Here is a 19833-nt window from a genome sequence, read left to right as displayed (position 1 = left end):
GTCGCCGCACACAGCCTGACCCGGCCACAGAAAGGACCTGCTCTATGAACACCTTCGCCTACCAGGGCGGTGACGGCTGCCCGTTGTACGCCACCACCGTCGGCTCGGCCGGGCCGCCGCTGCTCCTCCTGCACGGCGGCGGTCCGGACCATCACAGCCTGCTGCCGCTGGCTCACCGGCTCGCCGACCTGCACACCGTGATCCTGCCCGACGTACGCGGCTACGGCCGGTCGATCTGCGCCGATCCGGCCAGGCACACCTGGGATCAGTACACCTGCGACGTCATCTCTCTGATGGATCACCTGGGCATCGAGAGCGCGGCACTGGGCGGCACCGGCCTGGGTGCCACGGTGACCCTTCGCGCCGCACTCGCCCACCCGGACCGCGTACGCGCCGCCATCCTGATCGGCGTCGAAGACATCGAGGACGACCCGGCCAAGGAGGCCGAGACCGCGTTCCTCGACGCCTTCGCCGCCCGCGTGCTCGCCGATGGCATCGAGGCCGCCTGGGCGCCGATCCTGGAACAGTTCCCGCCGGTCATCGGGGCCCTGGTACGCGACGCGATCCCGCGCTCGGATCCGGCCAGCATCGCCGCCGCGGCTGCCATCGGCCACGATCGGGCCTTCCGCGACATCGACGAACTCGCCGCGGTCCGCTCGCCGGCCCTGGTGATCCCCGGAACCGACGCGCGGCACCCGACAGAACTCGCCGAGCACGTCGTACGGATACTGCGACAGGGCCACCTCGCGCCTGTCTCCGTCTCCTCCGACCTGCGCTCCGCCGACGATCTGGCGGCGGCCGTCGCTCCTGCCGTCCGCGCGTTCCTCAGCGGTCTGCGTTGAACGCGCTGCTGATCCGTGGCGGCCATGTTTATACGGCCGACAAGGAGGCCAGGACCTACCCCTCGGGCTCCGTGCTGGTCGTGGCGGGGCGGATCGTAGCGGTGGGCGAGTCTCGCACGGTCGATGCCGTTGTCGCCGAGCTCGATCCGCAGATCCGTACCGGCATGCGGGTGATGGACGCCGGCGCGATGATGATCCTTCCCGGCTTCGTCAACCCGCACTGGCACGAGGTGCTCGGCCGAGGGCTGGCCCAGTTGGGCCCCAGGCGCCGGCTGCCGGACCCGTGGTGCGACCAATCCGATGTGCCCGGCCCTTTCGCGGCCGGCGGAGACGTGCGGACCCTCTCGGCCATCTTCGATGCCGCCTATTCCTTCGCCGACGCCCTGGAACCGGAGGAAGCGGCGGCGATCGCCGAATACGCGCTGCTACTGCAGCTGAAGACGGGCACGACCACCTTCGGCGACGTGGGCTCGATGAACAAGCCGCAGGCCCTGATCGCCGCCACCGTGCGGCTCGGCCTGCGCGGCGCGGTCAGCGTGTGGGCGAGCGACGGGTATTGTCCTGCCGGCGAGAGCCGCTTCCGCCGTACCCGCGAGTCTGCCGAGGTGCTGGACAGTCTCGAGTCGGTACGGCGGGCCGTCCAGGCCGAAGGCAATGACCGTGTCCGGATGATGCCGTCGGCCATCTACACGGCCAACCTCAGTGACGAGCTCGGCGCAGGGCTGGCGGCCTTCGCCGACCGCCATGGGCTGCCGTTCGCGACACACGTGGCGGCGCTGCCGGACGAGACGGATGTTCTGCGACAGTGCTTCGGCACCACCCCGATCCGGCGCCTCGCCGAGCTGGGCCTGCTCAACGACCGCCTGATCGCCGTGCACTGCGCCTGGGCCGACGAGGCGGAGCAGGCGATGCTGCTGCGAGCGCACGCCCGGCTCAACCACTCTCCGGCCAAGTACGGAACCACCGGCGAGTCGCCGATGTCGGGCACCCCGACGCTGCTCCGCCTGGCCCGCGCGGGCCTGGAGCTGTCGTTGTCGACCGACGGCGAGGGACTGCCGATCGGCGGCATGGCCGAGGCCATGCGCCAGGCCTGGCTGATGCACAACGAGCTGCGCTCGGACAACACCGCCGTCGTGCCGACCACGGCGCTGGCCATGGCCACCCGGCTGGCCGCCAAGGCCCTGTGCTGGGAGGAAGAGATCGGCAGCCTGGAAACGGGCAAGCAGGCCGATCTGGTTCTGGTACGCATCGATGACTGGCGCTATCTGCTTCGCCCTCGCCCGTTGGAAGGTTTCCTGCTGATGGGAGGCTCCACCGACGTCGACACCGTCATCGTGGGCGGCAGAGTGCTGGTGGAGGCCGGTCAGGTGATCCACGTGGCGGAATCCGCCGTGCGTGAGCGGTTCATCACCGCTGCCGCCCAGATCGCCGCTCGACTCTTCGACGTCGACAGCCAGACACTGACCAGCTTCACGGCCAAGTTCGTCAACCCCGCCCGACGGCAGCCGCGGTCCGGGTCGGCGATGAACCCGGCGCAGCGCCAGGCCGCCGTACGGCATCGCGGCCTGTCGTAGAGGGCGTCATGGCGCATGTCGACGCCGGCGACGAACCATGCGCCGCAGACCGGGCAGTACCGTCCGATCCTGTCCTGCAGGCCCCCGGCCGGCGGCGAGCCCGACGGCGACGGCCTTCTTCCAATGCGGCCTGCCAGTAAGAATCGCCTCAAGCGGCCCAACGGCGGGCGATCGTCGTGGCGATCGCTTTGCGGCTGCGTGCCGCGGTCGCGGGGCGCGGCGAACCCGGCGGGGTCGGCGGTTAGCGGGACATCGGTAGCAGTCGGGTGCCGGCGCGTTTGATGTGGCGGGCGACCATCGTTATCTTGGGTTCTTGGCCTCTTTTCGCAGGTCAAAGCGATATAATCTTGTCAGGCACGTTGACCGGCCCTGAAGGCATGTTGCATCGAAGGCGTGCCCGGGTGCTCGGCGAAGGCGGGCGACGGCTGAGGCGTAGGAGCGTTGGCGTTGGCTGCGCGCGGCGTGGCCAGGAAAGGCGGTCGCGGCGAGGGGTGACCTGCCGCCGCACAATGCGGTGATTGTCGGTGCCACGCTCATGCTGGTCGCCAAGGGTGAACGGTCGTCCGGGCGTGATGTACCGGATAACGTGCCCAAGTCGCGCAGCGGCCGGGAGCGTGGGTCGCCCGCTCAGCGCGCCGTCATGATCGCCCATGTACGGATAACGGGCCATTATCACTTGCTACGGGTCGGCCAGGCTGGTGGAGAAATCGGCCTTGGCCGGCCATCCGTTGTGGTCGCTGAGCGAGGGGTGCCGGCCGGTACGACCGGCCGGCGCTTCGGCTGCATCGCGGCCCGCTGGGGGTTGCTACCAGTTGGTGGTCAGGTGATCTAGGGCCCAGGTGGCGAGGGCCCGGAGGCCGATGGTCATCTAGGGTTGTCGGACGATTCCAGCAGGTCAGAGGATGATGATCTCTTCTTTCACGTAGGCCAAGTTGACCGAGCTCAGCCCGGACCCCAAGAAGAACCGGGCGTGCGGACTTAGCGGGCGGGGATCGGCATGGTCGACGGCCGCCACTCTCGCCTGATCAACCCGAACACCCAGGAGTCGGATACCTCGCCGTTCACGACGCAGTCTTCCCGCAACGTCCCTTCACGCTCGAATCCGATCTTCTCCAGAACCCGGGCAGATGCCAGGTTGCGCGTATCGGTCTCGGCCTGAACTCGATTCAGGTCCAGTGTGTCGAATGCCCACTGCAGCAAGGCATGCGCGGCCTCCGTCGCGTAACCGTGGCCCCACATCGCATCGTCGAGGCAGTAGCCCAACGACGCGCTGCGGTAGTCCGGGTTCCATCGGGTCAGGCTGCACCAGCCGATGAAGGCCCCGTCAGAAACACGGTCGATGGCCACCCGCGCCCCGGTGCCTTCGTCCGCCATCTGCCTGCAAGCCGCGATGAAGCGCTCGGCGCGAGCCCGTTCCTTCCACGGTGCGGAGTCCCAGTAGCGCAGCACGTAGGCGCTGCTGTGCAGCGCGAAGAGGAGGTCCGCGTCGGCGTCGGCGAAGGGTCGTAGTCGCAGGCGAGCGGTGTGCAGTATGGGAGTCGTCAAAGTCATGCGCATCATCTTGCGTCCTCACGGGGCAGACAGACCACCGAGTATCCGACCCCCCAGTCCGGTCCTCACGACCAGGGCGCCGCCTACCAACAGATCGCTGACGGCAACGCAGGCGAGATGGCTCGCTGCGTCTGCAAGAGGACGTTGACGGACCCGGTGTCGGTGGCTTGTGGGATAGGACCGGGCTGCCGGCGCAAACTCGGCATCACCTCGCGGGCTCGTGTGCGCCTGTCTGGGGTCTGGCCTGGGGGAGACTGTCCAGGGCGAGGCGACCTGTTGGAGGATACGTGACGTCGATAGGTAAGTGGGCGCGGGGCGACGGAGAGACAGGGTTCATCTACGACCCGTCCGACGAACTGCTCGTCTGGGACTCTGAGACGCGCACAGCGGCCCCGGCCAAGTGGGGTCCCGAAGGCACGACACCTTGACAGGTCACCAGTGCGTCCGCCCCGACGCCGACGCCGCAGACCCATGGCGCTGCCCTAACTGCGGCATGGTTTGGGAATCACTCTCACAACAGTCAGTCGAGCTCCACGCCGAGCATCAGGTAGACACCCAGGAGCAAGCGGAAACCCTGCCATGGGCCGAGCGGCCTTTGAACAGGGGCGGCGTAGTCGCTGGTGTCGTCATGGGCGGCATCGTGGGTCTTGCGCTGCTCCTGCAAGACCAATCCCCTGTTCTCGCCGCCGTGTTGGGTGCACTGGGGCTCGTGATTCTCACCTGGTGGTTCTGGCTATTCGTCCGGAAGTGAGACGGTGAACGTCATGCGTGTGTCTCCTGCCGCTCGTGGTCGTGCTCGCCCGCCTGCTCCGCGTACTCCCACGGCGCGAACGCTTCCTCCGCGGGAGGGGTGTCGTCGGCGAGGGTGACCTTGCAGCGGTACTTCTGGAAAACCATGCGTTGGCCGTTGTCGAGGCCGTTGTCGAGGTCGAGGTCGAGGTCGAGGTCGAGGTCGAGGTCGAGGTCGAGGTCGAGGTCGAGGTCGAGGGTCGGCTGGTCGGCGAGCGCGGTCAGTATGCCGGTCCAGGAGGTTGGCATCGCCGGGGCGCTGTCCGGCACACGATGGATGTCCCTCGGTTTGCGCTGCCCGGTCGCCTCCGTCCGTGCATCGTCGGCTGCGCCCTCGCCAACCGGTCGGCGACCATAAACGGCCGGATTCGGCGTACGGTTGAGGATCGTCCTCCGCCGGACTGCACATCTCGACCCACGAGGGTGAAGAACATCCCTACCAGCGAAACCGTGGGCTGTGCGACTCGGCTGGCGTGCTCCATGATGGGCGGGCGGAACCGTGGCCACTTTTTCTCCCAGGGCTTGGAGCGTCAGCGCTGCGCGCCGGACGGTCCGGCCATCAAGGAGGGGATATGGGCGACGACACCCGCGATCGGGACGAAAAGCACCGGCGTCTGCAGACTGCTCTGGCTGCGGCCAGGCTGATCCTTTGGGTGATCTGGGAAGCTGTCGACCCGCGCCACCGCCTCTAGCGCGGTGGAGGGCCTCCTATCGGCACAGATTCGACGTCCTGCAGGTAGGAGGCCCTTCGGTTCTCCACAGTAAGCGCAGCGTCTCTGCGCGTGAAGTCCCTGAACGATCAACAGTAGAAAGATCATGACCCTGGCGGACGACTCAACCCCATCAGCAGGGGGAAGTCTTGTACCACTCGGATGGCGCCAACCGCGTGGTGCCATCCGAGTAGAAGCTTCGGCGCGGCCCTGGCGCAGGGAGCGAGGTCGCCGAGCGGCGCCCGGCAGTGTGGGTCAACTGTGAGCGTTCTCATCCCCGCGGGCGCGGGGCCGACTGTGCATGAGATGGCTCTCGGAAGGGTGGAAGCGGAACATCTCCGCGGGCGCTGGCCTTCGCTGTACCCTCCCGCTGATCATCCGGTGATCGGTGGGAAGGTACAGCGTGTCGTGCCGTGGAGGGCGATCGTCAGGACGTCAGGGTTGGGGACGTCGCAGGGTCGCCGGGAGGGGTCGAGGGCGTCGATGAGTTGCCAGACTGAACGGGCCCGATGGTTATCTTGGGTTGTTGACCTGTTCCAGCAGGTCAGAGTGTGATGATCTTGTCAGGCATGCAAGGCACGTGGACCGGCCTTGAAGGCGTGCCCGGGTGTTCGGCCGAGCTCGCGATGGGTCAGGGCACGTAGAGGTTGATCAGCACTCCGATCGGGATCGATGCGGCCATGCCCAAGGCGAAGAACATCCATTCGCGGCGACGTCCGGTGCGTATGTTTTGCACCGATTCTTCTATAAGGATTTGCCGGATCACCTGGGCCTGATCTTTGTCCACCTCCAGCAGGCGCCGTTGCCGCTCGGCCCGCTCAAGAAGCACGTCTGCTGCATGTTTCTGCTCATCCATATAGAGACGCAGATCATGCAGCACTTGACCAGACCTGTCGATCGCCTTTCGTACCTCGTCCATGCATTCCCGCATGGCCCACTGAAGATCCTCTTCTTTTCCGAGTAGTCTGCGCGCTTTCCGCTTCCACCGAAGGAGGCGAGCGATGATGAACAAGGCCATCACGCTTGCACCGGTCCACCAACGTGTTGGTATCGACCATCCCCATGCAGGGCCGCCAGCGGCCAGCGCGATAAACACAATTTGTGCTAAAAAGAGGGCGCTGAAGAACGTGACGAAACCCCAGGCTCCTCGCTCGGACCGGTAGTGGGGGCTATTGCGATCCATTGCATCACTCGTCCGTGGTCAGTCAGTTGAGATGGGCGAGCGCACAGATCACGACGTTTCTTACGTAAGCGCAGCGGCGTGCATCTCTTTGAGGTCGGGAATGTGATTGTAGGACGTGCCGGTGCTCAGCCCGAGCGGTTTGCGCACCTGACCTGCCTGACATGCCTGACGAGGCCCCTGAGCAGCAACCAATCGGTCAGTGGCGGGTAGCGGGCTGACGCCAGCGGACCGATCGCCATCCGGCGGTCCGATACAGGTGAGCCGCAGTCGCCCCACCCAGCCGCACGTACCGGCGGAGGCTGGCCAGGCTCTGGTGGCGGACTTGGCTTGCAACTCAGGCGCGCTCCGGTCGGCCTGGGCCCCGGCTTCTCAGCCCGTCATCGGCAAAGGCGTCAATAACAGGCCCGGACTTCGTCGTTATTGAATAGGCGATCGTTCCTCCGCGTACGTTCCAGGGCAGCTTGTCAGTGGACAGCGATCTCGCACGCGGAAAGATGCACAGCGATGGACCCCACGCAGGATGTGGCCGGAAAGAACGCGTTCTCGTGGCGGCAGCGCGCGTTGGCGTACATCGCCGAGTTGCAGAGCCAATTGAACGGCCTCAAGGACAAATCTCCGGAGGCCGAGGGCACGCAGAGGCACCTCGACGCGGCTCGCGAGGCCGCGGCGGGCGAACACAGCCTGAGAGAGGCCTGGTCCGGGACAGCGCTGGACCGCACCTGGGAGAACATCAACCAGGTGGAGGTCGCCCTGCTGAGGCTGATGCCTGACAAGGACCTCCCATGGTGGGGCAGCGACGTCCTCGCGCGGGCGTTGCAGCACCTGGGGCCGCAGGACCCGCGCAGGGTCAAGCTGGAGGAACATCTTCGCGACCAGGACGGGCAGCTGTCGCCGCAGGACCGTACCCTGGCGGTGATCACGCTTCAGGCCGCCAACATCGCCGCGCAGCAGGAGAAGGTGCGGCTGCGCAGCTTCCGCAACACGATCCTGATCTCCACCACCGTCATGACCCTGGTCGCCGTGGCCCTGGCTCTGGTGGGGGCCCTGATTCCCCAGGCGATCAAGCTCTGCTTCAACGAGCCGTCCACCGGGCCCTCCTGCCCCATTGGGCGCGTTCCGACCGCCTGGGACGTGCCCGTCGTGGAGATCGTCGGCCTGGCCTCGGCATCGCTGGTGGGCGCGATCGGCCTGCGCCACATCTACGGGACCTCGACGCCCTACACGCTTCCGATCGTGCTGGCCCTCCTGAAGCTCCCGGCCGGAGCGGTGTCCGCGGTCATCGGACTGGTGCTGATCCAGGCGCGCTTCGTCCCGGGGCTGAGCGAGCTCGACACCAGCGCCCAGATCATCGGCTGGGCGGCCATCTTCGGCGCCGCGCAACAGCTCGTCACGCGACTGGTCGACGAGCAGGGCCAGCAGGTTCTCGAGAACGTGCGCGGCGCCTCGCGTGACGTGGAAGCCGCCAAGCCGCGTTGATCGGCAAAGCCGGTTCCGGGAGATCGTCGTTGTCCCAAGAATGAGGAGCGCTGGAGGAGACCAGCGCATTGTCCGCTCGGGCCAGGGAATAGCGGACAAAGATTCTCGCGCCGCAACCGCTCATGTCCGGCGCGGCCGCATTTCGGGGGAGTTCACATGGTCAAGCAGCAGGAGCACCTTGCCGGCGAGCGTCCGGCAGCGCGTAAACCCGCCACGGCCGAGCAGTACGAGCGTTATGTCGGGGGCTCGCCCGAGAGAGAGCGGACGATCTTGGAGCAGCTCGCCCGCGAGCTCATGCGGGTCCAGCTGAAGATCAAGGAGCGCAGTGGCGCCGCCGGGATCGACCGGGCCTTCCACGCGAAGGCGATCCTCGGCGTCGAGAACGCCAGATTGAGGTTCAACGCCTCCCTGCCCGAGGATCTGCGCACCGGATTCGCTCAGCCCGATGCCGAATATCCGGTCATCGTCCGGTTGTCGAACGCGAGCGGTGCCCGCCAGCCCGACTCCGCCCCCGACCTGCGGGGCGCGGCCCTGCGGATCCAGGTGGGGACGGACGAGACCCACGACCTTCTCATGACGAACCACCCGGTCTCCCACGCCAGGAACGCGCGCGAGTTCGTCGTGTTCGCCAAGGTCATGGCGGGCGCGAACACCACTCTGCGCAAGGCCGTGGCGCTGTACGTCAAGCTACCGTGGGCGCTGGGCTGGTCCACCGCCGCCCGTATGCGGCGCAACGTGCTCGCCGGAACCCGGCGTGAGGTGCGCAGCCTCGCTCTGGAGACGTACTGGAGCCGTGGCTCCATCCTTTGGGCCGAGGCCGGACCGGTTCGCTACCGGCTGCGACCGGCCTCGGGGACGCCGGCGGCACCCTCTCCGCCGCGAGGGGACTCCGACTACCTGTCGCACGAGCTCGCGGCACGGCTGGCCGGGCGGGACATCGTCTTCGACCTGTGCGTACAGCGATACGAGGACGCCCGCCTCACGCCCATCGAGGACGGCGCGGCCGACTGGCCGGACGCGGACGTGCCCGTCGTCCCCGTGGCAACGTTGACGATCCCGCGCCAGGATCTCGACACCGCGGACGCGCGCGCCACCGAGATCCGCATCGACCAGCTCGCCTTCGACCCGTGGAACACCACCGGCGAGTTCCGTCCCCTCGGCAACCTGAACCGCGCGCGCAAGGCCGCCTACGAGGCCGGCAGCGCCCATCGCCGCGGATACCGCTTCATCACGCCCACGCCGAGACGCAACCTGGTCGTCGGTGCCTTGCTGCGCGGCGGATTCCGCGTCCTCAACCGATACCTCCCCTGGCACAGGCTGCCGACCTGGATCGGTCTCCTCAACGTCGAGAGCATCCGGCAGGTGCTGCGCCGCGACAACCTCATCGACACCGAGGTGCGGCAGGGCCCGCCCGAGGCGCATCCGGTGCCCCCGCCACTCGAGGATCGCCTGCGCGTCGGGCGCACCTACGACGGCACCTACAACGACCTCTCCGCCCCGGCCATGGGAGCCCTCGGCTCGACCTTCGGCCGCAATCTCCCGCCTGTCTACCGGCCGGACCTGTTCGACGAGCCGAATCCGGTGGTCGTCAGCAGGGAACTGCTCCACCGCGACATCTTCATCCCGGCACGGTCGCTGAACGTGATCGCCGCCGCCTGGATCCAGTTCCAGGTGCACGACTGGGTGGACCACAAGCGCTGCCCGCCCGGGATGCAGAGCGTCGAGGTGCCGCTCCCTTACGGCATGACGTGGACCAACACCCCGGGGGGCGCACCCGAGAGCGTGATGCGCTTCGCCGAGAACGAGGACCTGCGCCCGGCCGGTGGCACGGGGCCGCCGATCCTGTCCGCCAACGCGGCCTCCCATTGGTGGGACGGCTCGGAGGTCTACGGCGGGGACGAGACCGTCGCGAAGTCCCTGCGCGAGCCGGACGGCGGCGCGTCGCTGCGGCTGGAGAACGGCCACCTGGTGCCGGGACCGGACGGCGTCCCGATCACCGGGTTCCGCGACAACTGGTGGCTCGGGCTCAGCGTCATGCACACTCTCTTCGCCCGTGAGCACAACGCCGTGTGCCAGGCGCTGCGCGAGGAGTATCCCGGCATGGACGAGGACGCGGTCTATCGCACGGCCAGGCTCGTCGTCTCCGCCCTCATCGCCAAGATCCACACGGTGGAGTGGACCCCCGCCATCCTCGCCACCGAGCTGATCGACATCGGGCTGAAGGCCAACTGGTCGGGGCCGCCGAAGAACTGGCTGGCCCAGCTCGGGCTGTGGCTGGCCGACGCGCACGCGCTCACCGGCATCCCCGGAACCCTGCCCGACCATCACGGCGCGCCGTACTCGCTCACCGAGGACTTCGTCACCGTCTACCGCATGCACCCGCTGATCCCGGACGCCTACGAGATCGCCGACCACAGGAGCGGGCGGCCGCTGGAGAGCCTCGGCTTCAACGACGTGCAGGGCGCCGCCACCGAGCCGCTCATGCGCCGGGCGGGCCTGGCGAACTCGCTCTACTCGCTCGGCATCGCCCATCCCGGGGCGATCACTCTGCGCAACTTCCCGCGTGCGCTGCAGGCGTTCGAGCGGGACGGCGAGATCATCGACCTGTCCGTGGTCGATCTGGTCCGCACGCGCCGCCGCGCCGTTCCGCGCTACAACGACTTCCGCGCCGGTCTGCACCAGCCGCGCCTGCGGCGCTTCGAGGACCTCACCTCCGACCCCGACTCCCTGGCCCGGCTGAAGGACGTCTACCGCTCGGTCGACGACATCGACACGATGGTCGGGCTCTTCGCGGAGAACCCGCCCGAGCGCTTCGGCTTCAGCGACACGGCGTTCCGCATCTTCATCCTCATGGCCAGCCGGCGGCTGCAGAGCGACCGCTTCCTCACCGTCGACTTCCGACCCGAGATCTACACCCCGCTGGGGCTGGACTGGATCGCCCGCAACGGCATGACGAGCGTCATCCTGCGGCACTGCCCCGAACTGGCGGGAATCCTGCCCCGGACCACGAGCGCCTTCGCGCCGTGGCGTCCGGCCATGCCCGAGGCGAACACCGGCATCAGGCACCACTGAAAGCGAGGCCGATCATGGACGTCAAACCAGCCATCAGGCAGGAGGGGCTCGAAGAGCTCCTGTCCCGGCCGCTCCTGGAGAGCATCTGGAAACGCCGGACCCATCGCGTCAGCCGCGGCGCGTCCGTTCCGGCCGGTTCGATGAGCTACCGGTCATCGAACCCGCCGATGCCGCTGACGGAGCTGGAAGAGGCGATCCTCATCGCCCTCACCGGCTGCTCCGGCCTCACCATGCCCGACCGTCCGTTCGAGGACCCGCGCGACGGCGAACCCATCATGGCCAAGCCCAACCTCACCATGGGCGGTCGGACGGCGGGCAGCCCCGACAACGCGCAGGGCACCCACTTCTTCATGATCAACGACACCGGCACGTACTTCCTGAGAAAGCTCCCACCCGCTCCGGACCTGCCCTTCACCGCCGAAACGCTGATCGAGCGGGGCCGTCAGGCCAAAGTGCGCGTCCTCGACCGCCGTCTCGACGTGGCCGAGGGGGCGCGGGACTTCCCGGCCTACCTCGACTCGAACCGTTTCCTGTCCAACCTCCCCGGCACCACGATCTTCCTGCCCGTGGTGGACCTCTCCCACCAGTACATCAACTGCCTGATGTACCTGCTCACCCAGCCGGAGGGAGCCAGGCCGACGTTCGTCGACGACCGCAACTTCTACCGCCCGGCAGGCGTGGGAAAATGGGTGAAGAACGGATTCCTGAACGCGGACATCAAACTGCCGCTCGGAGCCATGGGGCCGATGCGCACCCAGGTCGAGGCCGACCTGCTGGTGCAGAACATGATGCTGACCGCGGACGCGATGGGGCTGGGCGCCTGGATCCATGGCACGATCCACCCGCAGATCATGCTGGGCGACCCGAAATTCTCCCGGGCGTACGGCCGGATGCTCGGCTTCGACTTCGTCACGCCGCGCTTCCGTCTCGCCGACGTCCTGCGCTGGCACGTGCCGCTGCCGAAGTACGCCGCGCTGCGATCCCACCCGATCGGCCTCCGGGTCGACGGCGAGCACCTCATCAAGGCCGCCTGCCCGCCCAACCACCCCTCGATGGAGGCGGCCGTCGAGAGCGTCGTGCGGGCGAAGTTCGGCCCGGACGGGATCTACACCGACGACAAGACCTTCTCCCGTATCTACAAGGCCGACTACGGGCGGCGTTACCTGGCCGAGGCGAGCGCGTACGACCAGGCGGTGATCGACTGCGTACGGGACGTCTGCGTCTACATCCACAAGACGCACGGCCGGTTCCCCGCCCACGCCGACGCCATCCACGTTCCCGGCATCTGGCTGCAGACGCATCACATCGAGTCCGAGTACTACGACCGGTTCTTCGCGAACGGAACGACCGACGCGCACCAGCGGCATGCCGCGCGATGGCACATGTGAGGGGAAGCCCATGAAGATCTACGAGGCCATCGTCGCAGGGCTCGAAGACGTCGGGGTCGAGGCCGCCTTCGGCGGCGCGGGGGAGAACGCGGCGGGTCTGATGCTGGCGCTGAAACATTCGCGGCGGATCCGGCCGATCATCACCCGCCACGAGCAGGCCGCGTCGTTCATGGCCTGCGGGTACGCGATGTACAGCGGAAAGCTGGGCTTCTGCTTCGCCACGGCCGGGCCAGGGGCGTTCAACCTGTTCTCCGGACTGGCCATGGCGATGTCCGACTCCTACCCGGTCCTGGCCGTCTCGGGATACGCGCCCAGGAAGTGGCAGGGGTGGGGCTCGCTGAACGAGACCTCGGGCCTCGGCGGAACACCCGACTCGCAGGCCATGTTCGCCGCCACGACCAAGAAGTCCTTCCTGCTGGACTCCGCCGCGGACACCTTCGACGTGCTCGAGGAGGCGATCAACACCGCTTTCGAGGGGCGGCCCGGTCCCGTTCACATCCACGTCCCCCTCGACCTGACCGAACGCGGCGTCGAGGTCGAGAACGTGCGGTCCGTCCGCCTCGACGTCGCGCCGGTCCTGCCCGATCCGGCACGCGTCGAGGAGATCGCGTCGGTGCTGGCGAACGCCATCCGGGAGGGCCGGCGGGTCGTGGTGCTCGCCGGTTTCGGCGCGGTCCGCAGCGGCGCGGGCCCGCACATCAAGCGGTTGATCGAACGGTTCCAGATCCCGCTGCTGACCACGCTCGACGGCAAGGGAATCGTGTCGGAGACGCATCCCCTCGCGCTGGGAGTCTTCTCCGACAGCGGTCACGCGAGCGCCTGGAAGGCTTTCCGCGAGGCCGACGTCGTCCTGTGCGTGGGGAATTCCCTGAACCAGCACGCCACGTTCAACTACCGCCAGGACCTGTTCGACGGCAAGCTGCTCATCCACGTGAACATCTCCGAGATCGAGTTCCACAAGGCGTACAAGCCTGACCACGCGCTCCTGTCCGACGCGCGCCCGGCGGTCGCCGCCCTTGCCGAGGCGCTGGAGGGGAAGGTCGGTGAGGTTCCGGCCGCCGATGTGGCCGCGAAGGACTACGAGACCAGGCACATCCTCCACCTGACCGGCGAGATCCACCCCGGGGAGCTCGCGCAGGCCATCGGCCGGCTGCTGCCGGCCGATGGTGTCCTCCTGGCCGACGCGGGGGCCCATCTGGCGTGGCTCGGCTACTACGTGGACGTCGAGGAGGGCCAGAACTTCCGCAAGGCCGGCTCGTTCGGGCCGATGGCCGGGCATGTCAACGGCGCGATCGGGTTGAAGGTCGCCCAGCCCGATCGTACGGTCGTGGTCGGCTGCGGTGACGGGTGCTACTCGTTGTCCGGTTTCGAGTTGATGACCGCCGTCGAGCACGACATCCCCGTCATCTGGATCATCTTCGACGACCAGGAGTTCAAGCTGATCAAGCTGTACCAGCTCTCGACTTACCTGGAGAGCGGCCTGGTCGAGTTCCAGAACCCGGACTTCGCCGCCTACGCTCGTGCGTGCGGAGCGGACGGTTACCTGGTGGAGACGATCGAGGAGTTCGAGGACGCTTTCCGCGCGGCGCTGGCCTCGGGCCGCCCCACGGTGATCGACGCCAGGATCACGCGGTGGGCGATCCCGCACTACAGCCCCTCACCCGACGGAGTGATCGCCGGCCTGGTGGAGACCATCGAAGACCGTCTGCGTGGCGGGGACGGCGTCAGGCATTGAGTCGGTGGCGCGCCGGCCGTGCGCGACCACACCGTCTCAGCGTCGGCGGTTCCCCTATGGACGCCCGGCCGTTGCATCCAGCGAGACCCCGATCGGCTGGGCGACCTCGGGATGGGCGAGGTACTCCTCGATGTTGTGGGCCCTGCCCGCCGGATTGACGACGGCGGCCTCGTCCGGACCGTCGGGCCAGTGCTCGCCCAGCGGGCACCCTATGGCGACCGGGTCGATGGGACACCAGGCGTTGAACCAGCGCGTCACCCGGTCCGGACGGTGCGGCCCGCCGCTGAGCAGGCGTCGGTGCACGCTGTCGAGACCGAGCGGGCTTCCGGCGGTGACGAGCAGCTCGACCTCCACAGCCGGGTCGAGCCGGGTGAGCAGGTCCATGGCCACCACCGTGCCAAGGCTGTGGCTGACCAGCACCAGCCGGCCGGATCGCGGCATGTCCCTGAGCACGCAGTCCAGTACGGTCTCGCGGACCTTCCGGTCGTCGAGATAGGCGGCCACGTCTCCGAAGATCGCGGCGATGAGCAGGCGGTCCAGGTCAGTGGTGTCGGCGAGCCAGCTCAATCCGCGGTGCACGGTGTCGGCCAGCCCTTCCATGCTCCCGGGCCGTGCTCCGGGCATACCGGCCCGGCCCGCCGCCTCGACGATCATCTGCTCGTAGAGCTGCCGCGCGGAGCCAGGGGCCGGCGCCACTGCCTCGGCGGGATCGGCCACGGCCCTGAGCGGTGAACGGGGGAGGGTCTCCAGCGGTCGCATGGCCGCGAGGAGCTGTTCCGCGTAGAAGGGGAAGCAGACGTCGGCCGGCGCGATCGTGGCCAGCCCCGCCCGGGTGAGCCCGCCGTTCAGCCCTGCGGTCCAGTAGCGGCGCAACCGCTCGGGGTTCTCTCCTTCCTGGCCGCGGCCGTGCAGGAAGACCACGTGCCCGGACCCGCCGAAGGCGTCCGAGGCGGCGGGTATGCCGGCGCCGAGGCGAAGGGGCGTGCTGCGCGCGTCCGTCTCGACGAGCAACCCGTCCACCGGCGGCGCAGGTGGTGGGACGGTGACGACCGCCGGCGGGGCGGTGGCGTCCTTGAGACCCGACTCGGGTCCCATCTCCGTCAGGTACGCCTGCCGGGCCTCGTCGAGGGGCAGGGCGGCCAGGTGCTTGAGAATGACGCTGATCCGCACGCCCTCGTTGGAGACCCAGTCGACGGCGTCGTCGCCGTCTCCCTCCCGCCAGGGTTGTCCGTCGCGACGCAGGATACGTCCCTGGTCGTCCGTTCTGGGAACGCCGCTGTGGTGGAGCGCCGTGACCTCCCACTGATCGTTGAAGACGGGGGAGCCGGAGTTACCGGGCTCGGTATCGGTCTGGTACTGGAGGAAGTCGTCCAGGCGCGCCTCCAGCCGGTTCTCGCGGATGGAGATCTCCTTCAACCGGCCACTGGGATGACCGATGATGTTGACCGGCTCACCGATGACCAGCTTGCCCGTCTGGACACTGAGCCGGTTCCAGCCGAACGTCTCCCCGGCCGTCCGGCCGTCGGCGTCAGGGCTGACGAGGACCAGGGCGAAGTCGAGGGCAGCGTCGGCGACGAAGAACGTGGCGGGGGCCAGGACGAACCGCCGGGAGACCTCGGGCGTGTTGTCCACGGTGACCTGGGCGTCGAACTCCGCGATCACCGAGCCGGCCGCCGTGGCGTCGGGCAACACATGATGGTTGGTGAGCAGCAGCCTGGGGGAGACCAGGAAACCGGTGCCGATCGGGATCTCGCGGCCGTTCTCGACGACGGAGATCCTGGCGACCGTCTGCGCGGCCCGTGCCCCTCGGGGCAGGAAACTCCACGACTGCAGGTCCTTGGCCACCCCGAGGATGCGCTCGTACATCTGAGGCTGGTCGAGGACGTCGGTCCTGGTGGCCTCAAGGGCCGCTTCGACCGGGAGCCCATTGCGCCGGATGAGGCGGGCGGTACGGGCGGCGAGCATCTCTTGGGAGTCAGGGAACGCCTCGCCCTGCTCCTTCCTGCGCTCGGCTTCGTCGCGATCGGAGCTGCTCCAGCGGTACCGTTCGGCGGCGGCCCTGGTCTGCCGCACCCTGCTTTCACTGACTTCTGTTGATATAACCATAATCGTCCGCCGCTCCTATAAAGCAGGCATCTCATCTCGAATGTGTGCGCCGTGCCGCGCAGCCGTCCAGATGTCCAGCGAGTAATTGACCGCGCCATGACCCATCTTTCGGCATTCGGTGCCCGTGCCTTCTGGTCGCATGAAGTCAAGTTAGGTCATTAAAATGTCATTGAGATGGCTTATTTCTTCTTTTCTGGTCTTCCGACACGTCATGGCTTAGCGTGCGAGCTCACCGAGGCGGAGCTCGACCGCCTGGAGGGGCTGACAGCGGCCGGGTGTGACGAGGAGTAGACCCGCCCTCACCGGCGGAGACGACGCGCTCGTGCTTGGGCGGCAGCGGAACCACTTGGGGGCAGTGTTCCTGTGGGATCGGTGGCCGGCACCCCGTCCACGGGGCGGGCGCTTCGCAGGAGCGAAACGACGCATCCGAGGGCCGTGATGCTGTGCGGCTGGCCCACGGCGAGCCCTACGACTACGACCTGTGGGACGACGACGAAGCCTGACACCCACGGTGATCTTGATGAGTGCTGGCCACCTACGGGGAGTGACGCCCTCACGGGCAGACCGGCTCCTCCGAGTCCATGAAGGATTCGAGCCTGAGCGAATCGTCGGCCGGCAGGGCGATCGTCCGGGCCCCTGGGGACGTGCCCCAGCAGGCGGGCACGAAGAAATACCGCCGGTCGGAGTGGAGCAGGAGGCGCAGGCCGGTGTATCGGTAGCGGTATTTCGCATTCGGGTCCGGGAACACCTTCTCCGTGATTCCCGGGCCTTCCAGATGCAGCCGCTGGGGTGCGTAGACCACCGCGGCCATCAGGTTGCTCGGATTCGCCGCGATCTCGTCGGCATCCTGCAATCCCACTCTTACCGCGCGATCGGCCACCACCCACAGCACCGAGACCAGGAGCAGGGCCACGAGAACCGAACGCTGGATGATCTGGCCCGTGAGAGAAACAGCCGGGCCAGAGCTGACCCTGGTGCTCAGGTAAGCGCTGCAGAACAGCAAGATCACGCCGAGGTCCAAGCAGAGGGGCATGACGAAGAACGGCGCATGCAGCCAATTGGCCAGAACCGCCAGGGTCACCACGATTCCGGCGACTCCGAGCACGGTGAGTACCAGAATCGTCCGTACCGCGGCGGTGCGATGCCCGGCGATGGACCGGATCAGGACCTGGTGCGCAAAGGGCGCCGCCAGGAGCATCAGGAGGAGCGCCAGCAGGAACAACACCAGTGGCTCGACGGCCACTTGGACACTGCGCAGCACGTAATCCTGGAAGGAGAAGCCAAGCATGCTGGAATTGACGCCAAGGACGAAATACATGCTGTTCGTGCGTAGCGCCCCGAAATACATCAAGACCGCCGCCACGAAGGTGGTGGGTGCCACAATCTGAGCGAGGATGCCGCCCACGCGTGCGAGGTTCTGGCCGATCCCGGCTCCGTCGCCTGCGGAGGTGTTCATGGTGCTATGACTCGGTCGGTGCCGGAGCGCCGCCATCGGTGTCCGGTGGGACGTTGTTCCCGTCGTCCGTCGTTCGGGGCCCGTCATCCGGCTGTGACTCGGGCGTGTCCGTCGCGCCGCCGGTGGAGGTGGTGCCGTCTGTCGGCTCGGTACTGGAGTTCTGGGGATGGGGAGTCACTGATGTTTCCGGCTCGCTGGACGGAGACTCGCTCCGACTGGACGTGGGCGTCGCGCACGGCGCGGGAGTCGGCTCCACCCCACACGCCTCCCTGACGTATTTATCCGGATTTTTCCCGATCTCTGTGAGGCCGTCGATGGCTTCCTGGGTCCGTCCGCGGTCGCCGACGGCGGTGGCGCTGACCAGTTCAGCGTGGTAGTGGAGCTCCAGCAGCTGAGGGCGTACCTCGTCGGGAAGATCCTCGCGATGCTCGTCCGCCGCATCGAGGCTCTTGAGAGCTTCCTTGTAGAGTCCCATGTTCGCCTTCGCGACCCCCGCGCACAGCAGTGCGACGGCCCGTGCGCCGGGATCGGCCGTGCTGCCGCGAGTAGACCCGTGCCGAGCCGCTTCCTGGTCCATCCTCTTGGCCAGGGCCTTATTCTGTCGTTTTCGTAGCATTTCTTGGCATATTCGACACGTCGCGCTCGTGGGGTCGGGGGCGTCACCGTTGCCTTCGGTCGGGTCGATGTTCCCGGCCGGCTGGATGTTCGGCAATGCCCGTGCTGGCGGGCCTGCCCGCCCGCCGGACCCGCCCGGGCCGCCGCAACCGACCGCCAGCATCACGGTGGCCGCGAGCGCCGGTACCCATGACCTCTCCACCGGCTCCCTCCCGATCCCTCGCTCACGTCCTCCTACCGCGTCGGGATCCGCCCCACACTCGGGCAACCCGCGGATGACCACGAACTGGCGAATCCTTGCCGTGCAGAGGGCGGAAGGCCGCCGGGTGTACGGTCTTCCAGGCTTCCATCAGGCGTTGGCCGGGACCTCCGCCGCCGCCTGGCTGGAGGCGGGGATGCCGGCCTTGGCCCAGGCCCTCGGCGATGTTGGACGCGACCTGGTTTCGCCAGGACGGCGCCGAGCATCGACACGCCGACGGTGCCGCCACTACATACAGGAGAAGCCCGGCGGCGAGATGGAGCGTCAAGTTCCTGTAGTTCTACGCGCCCGCCATCACTACCCCAAGACGCCGGCGGCGATGGTTATCTTGGGTTGCTGGCCCCTTCTCGCAGGTCAGAGCCATATGATCTTGTCGGGAACGTAAGGCACGTTGCCCGGCCCTGAGGGCATGTTGCATCGAAGGCGTGCCCGGGTGTTCGGCGAATGCCGGCGATGACGCGGTCGATGGCTGAGGCGTAGACGCGGTGGCGTTGGCTGCGCGCGGCGTGGCCAGGAAGGTGGCCGCGGCGAGGGGTGCCCTGCCGCCGCGCAGGGCGGTGAACTTCGGTGCGACGCTCATGCCGGTCGCCAAGGGTGAACAGCGTCCGGGCACGATGTACCGGATAGCGTGCCCAAAGTCGCGCAGCGGCCGGGAGAGTGGATCGCCCGCTCAGTGCGCCGTCATGATCGCTCATGTACGGGATACCCGACCGCTATCACGTACATGGCATGCCGCGAAAGCCGCGAGAGATCATGATCGGTTCCCGGCGTTCCGTTCGTTCTGGTTCTGCTGCCACTGCTCCATGATCTGCCCGAGGCTCGCGTTGACGAGGAGCAGGAACTCGGCGGCGACGCCGAAGCGGGTGCCGGCCGGGGTCGCGGCCCCGAGGACCTCCGCCGCGCGCTGCGATGCGGCGGCAAGGGTCTCGTTCACCGGCTTCCACGTGCCTGCCGACCAGATCCACCGGTTCCCGCCGCTGTACGCCCCCGACTGGCAGAGCGGCGAGTTCACCGTGGAGGACGAGGCCGAAGGGGGGCACCACAGCAAGCCTCCGGCGTTCGAGTCAGGCGGCGGCG

General features: G+C 67.8%; 15 protein-coding genes. 7 read left to right on the top strand and 8 right to left on the bottom strand.

Going from position 1 to position 19833, the window contains the following annotated elements:
• Positions 1-44: 44 nt before the first annotated feature.
• Both ABEA43_RS65075 and ABEA43_RS65070 read left to right on the top strand, forming a co-directional pair.
• Positions 45-842 carry an alpha/beta fold hydrolase gene (locus ABEA43_RS65075; RefSeq protein WP_345580065.1) on the top strand — a complete coding sequence of 266 codons (798 nt, stop codon included), beginning with the start codon at positions 45-47 and terminating at the stop codon, positions 840-842.
• Positions 839-2416, top strand: coding sequence for an amidohydrolase family protein (locus ABEA43_RS65070; protein WP_345580062.1), 1578 nt, complete (start codon positions 839-841; stop codon positions 2414-2416). Before ABEA43_RS65075 ends, ABEA43_RS65070 begins: the two co-directional genes overlap by 4 nt.
• A gap of 978 nt (positions 2417-3394) precedes the next feature.
• Here the strand turns inward: ABEA43_RS65070 and ABEA43_RS65065 are convergent.
• Entirely contained in the window at positions 3395-3967 is a 573-nt protein-coding gene (locus ABEA43_RS65065) for a GNAT family N-acetyltransferase (protein ID WP_345580059.1), read from the bottom strand.
• Between the two features lie 117 nt (positions 3968-4084).
• On the opposite strand from ABEA43_RS65065, the gene ABEA43_RS68565 reads away from it, so the two are divergent.
• A complete protein-coding gene (locus tag ABEA43_RS68565) occupies positions 4085-4258 on the top strand; it encodes a DUF6011 domain-containing protein (protein WP_425570740.1) in 174 nt (57 codons plus the stop codon).
• Positions 4259-4487: 229 nt separating this feature from the next.
• Here the strand turns inward: ABEA43_RS68565 and ABEA43_RS65060 are convergent, their stop codons facing one another.
• The 3 genes from ABEA43_RS65060 to ABEA43_RS65050 all read right to left on the bottom strand — a co-directional run bounded on the left by ABEA43_RS65060 (position 4488) and on the right by ABEA43_RS65050 (position 6649).
• A complete protein-coding gene (locus ABEA43_RS65060; RefSeq protein WP_345580056.1) occupies positions 4488-4631 on the bottom strand; it encodes a hypothetical protein in 144 nt (47 codons plus the stop codon).
• 98 nt (positions 4632-4729) lie between these two features.
• Positions 4730-5005, bottom strand: coding sequence for a hypothetical protein (locus ABEA43_RS65055; RefSeq protein WP_345580053.1), 276 nt, complete (start codon positions 5003-5005; stop codon positions 4730-4732).
• Between the two features lie 1092 nt (positions 5006-6097).
• Positions 6098-6649, bottom strand: a complete 552-nt coding sequence (locus tag ABEA43_RS65050; RefSeq protein ID WP_345580050.1) for a hypothetical protein — start codon at positions 6647-6649, stop codon at positions 6098-6100.
• Positions 6650-7153: 504 nt separating this feature from the next.
• Here ABEA43_RS65050 and ABEA43_RS65045 point away from each other — a divergent pair.
• The 4 genes from ABEA43_RS65045 to ABEA43_RS65030 all read left to right on the top strand — a co-directional run bounded on the left by ABEA43_RS65045 (position 7154) and on the right by ABEA43_RS65030 (position 14320).
• Positions 7154-8125: a hypothetical protein gene (locus ABEA43_RS65045; protein WP_345580047.1), complete on the top strand. Its 972-nt coding sequence runs from the start codon at positions 7154-7156 to the stop codon at positions 8123-8125.
• 156 nt (positions 8126-8281) lie between these two features.
• Complete coding sequence (locus tag ABEA43_RS65040; RefSeq protein ID WP_345580044.1) at positions 8282-11197, top strand: peroxidase family protein; 2916 nt, start codon at positions 8282-8284, stop codon at positions 11195-11197.
• Positions 11198-11211: 14 nt separating this feature from the next.
• Entirely contained in the window at positions 11212-12585 is a 1374-nt protein-coding gene (locus ABEA43_RS65035; RefSeq protein WP_345580041.1) for a hypothetical protein, read from the top strand.
• Positions 12586-12595: 10 nt separating this feature from the next.
• Entirely contained in the window at positions 12596-14320 is a 1725-nt protein-coding gene (locus tag ABEA43_RS65030; RefSeq protein ID WP_345580038.1) for a thiamine pyrophosphate-binding protein, read from the top strand.
• Positions 14321-14374: 54 nt separating this feature from the next.
• On the opposite strand, the gene ABEA43_RS65025 is transcribed toward ABEA43_RS65030, so the two are convergent.
• The 4 genes from ABEA43_RS65025 to ABEA43_RS65010 form a co-directional block, all read right to left on the bottom strand.
• Complete coding sequence (locus ABEA43_RS65025; protein WP_345580035.1) at positions 14375-16393, bottom strand: trypsin-like serine peptidase; 2019 nt, start codon at positions 16391-16393, stop codon at positions 14375-14377.
• A gap of 586 nt (positions 16394-16979) precedes the next feature.
• On the bottom strand, positions 16980-17882 hold the full coding sequence (locus tag ABEA43_RS65020) for a hypothetical protein (RefSeq protein ID WP_345580032.1): 903 nt from the start codon (positions 17880-17882) through the stop codon (positions 16980-16982).
• Between the two features lie 4 nt (positions 17883-17886).
• Positions 17887-18357: a hypothetical protein gene (locus ABEA43_RS65015; RefSeq protein ID WP_345580029.1), complete on the bottom strand. Its 471-nt coding sequence runs from the start codon at positions 18355-18357 to the stop codon at positions 17887-17889.
• Positions 18358-19507: 1150 nt separating this feature from the next.
• Complete coding sequence (locus ABEA43_RS65010; protein WP_345580026.1) at positions 19508-19690, bottom strand: hypothetical protein; 183 nt, start codon at positions 19688-19690, stop codon at positions 19508-19510.
• Positions 19691-19833 lie beyond the last annotated feature (143 nt).

Origin of the sequence: Nonomuraea rosea (assembly GCF_039539705.1) — a bacterium.
Lineage (GTDB): Bacteria > Actinomycetota > Actinomycetes > Streptosporangiales > Streptosporangiaceae > Nonomuraea > Nonomuraea rosea.
This window is presented reverse-complemented; position numbering and strand designations above follow the sequence as displayed.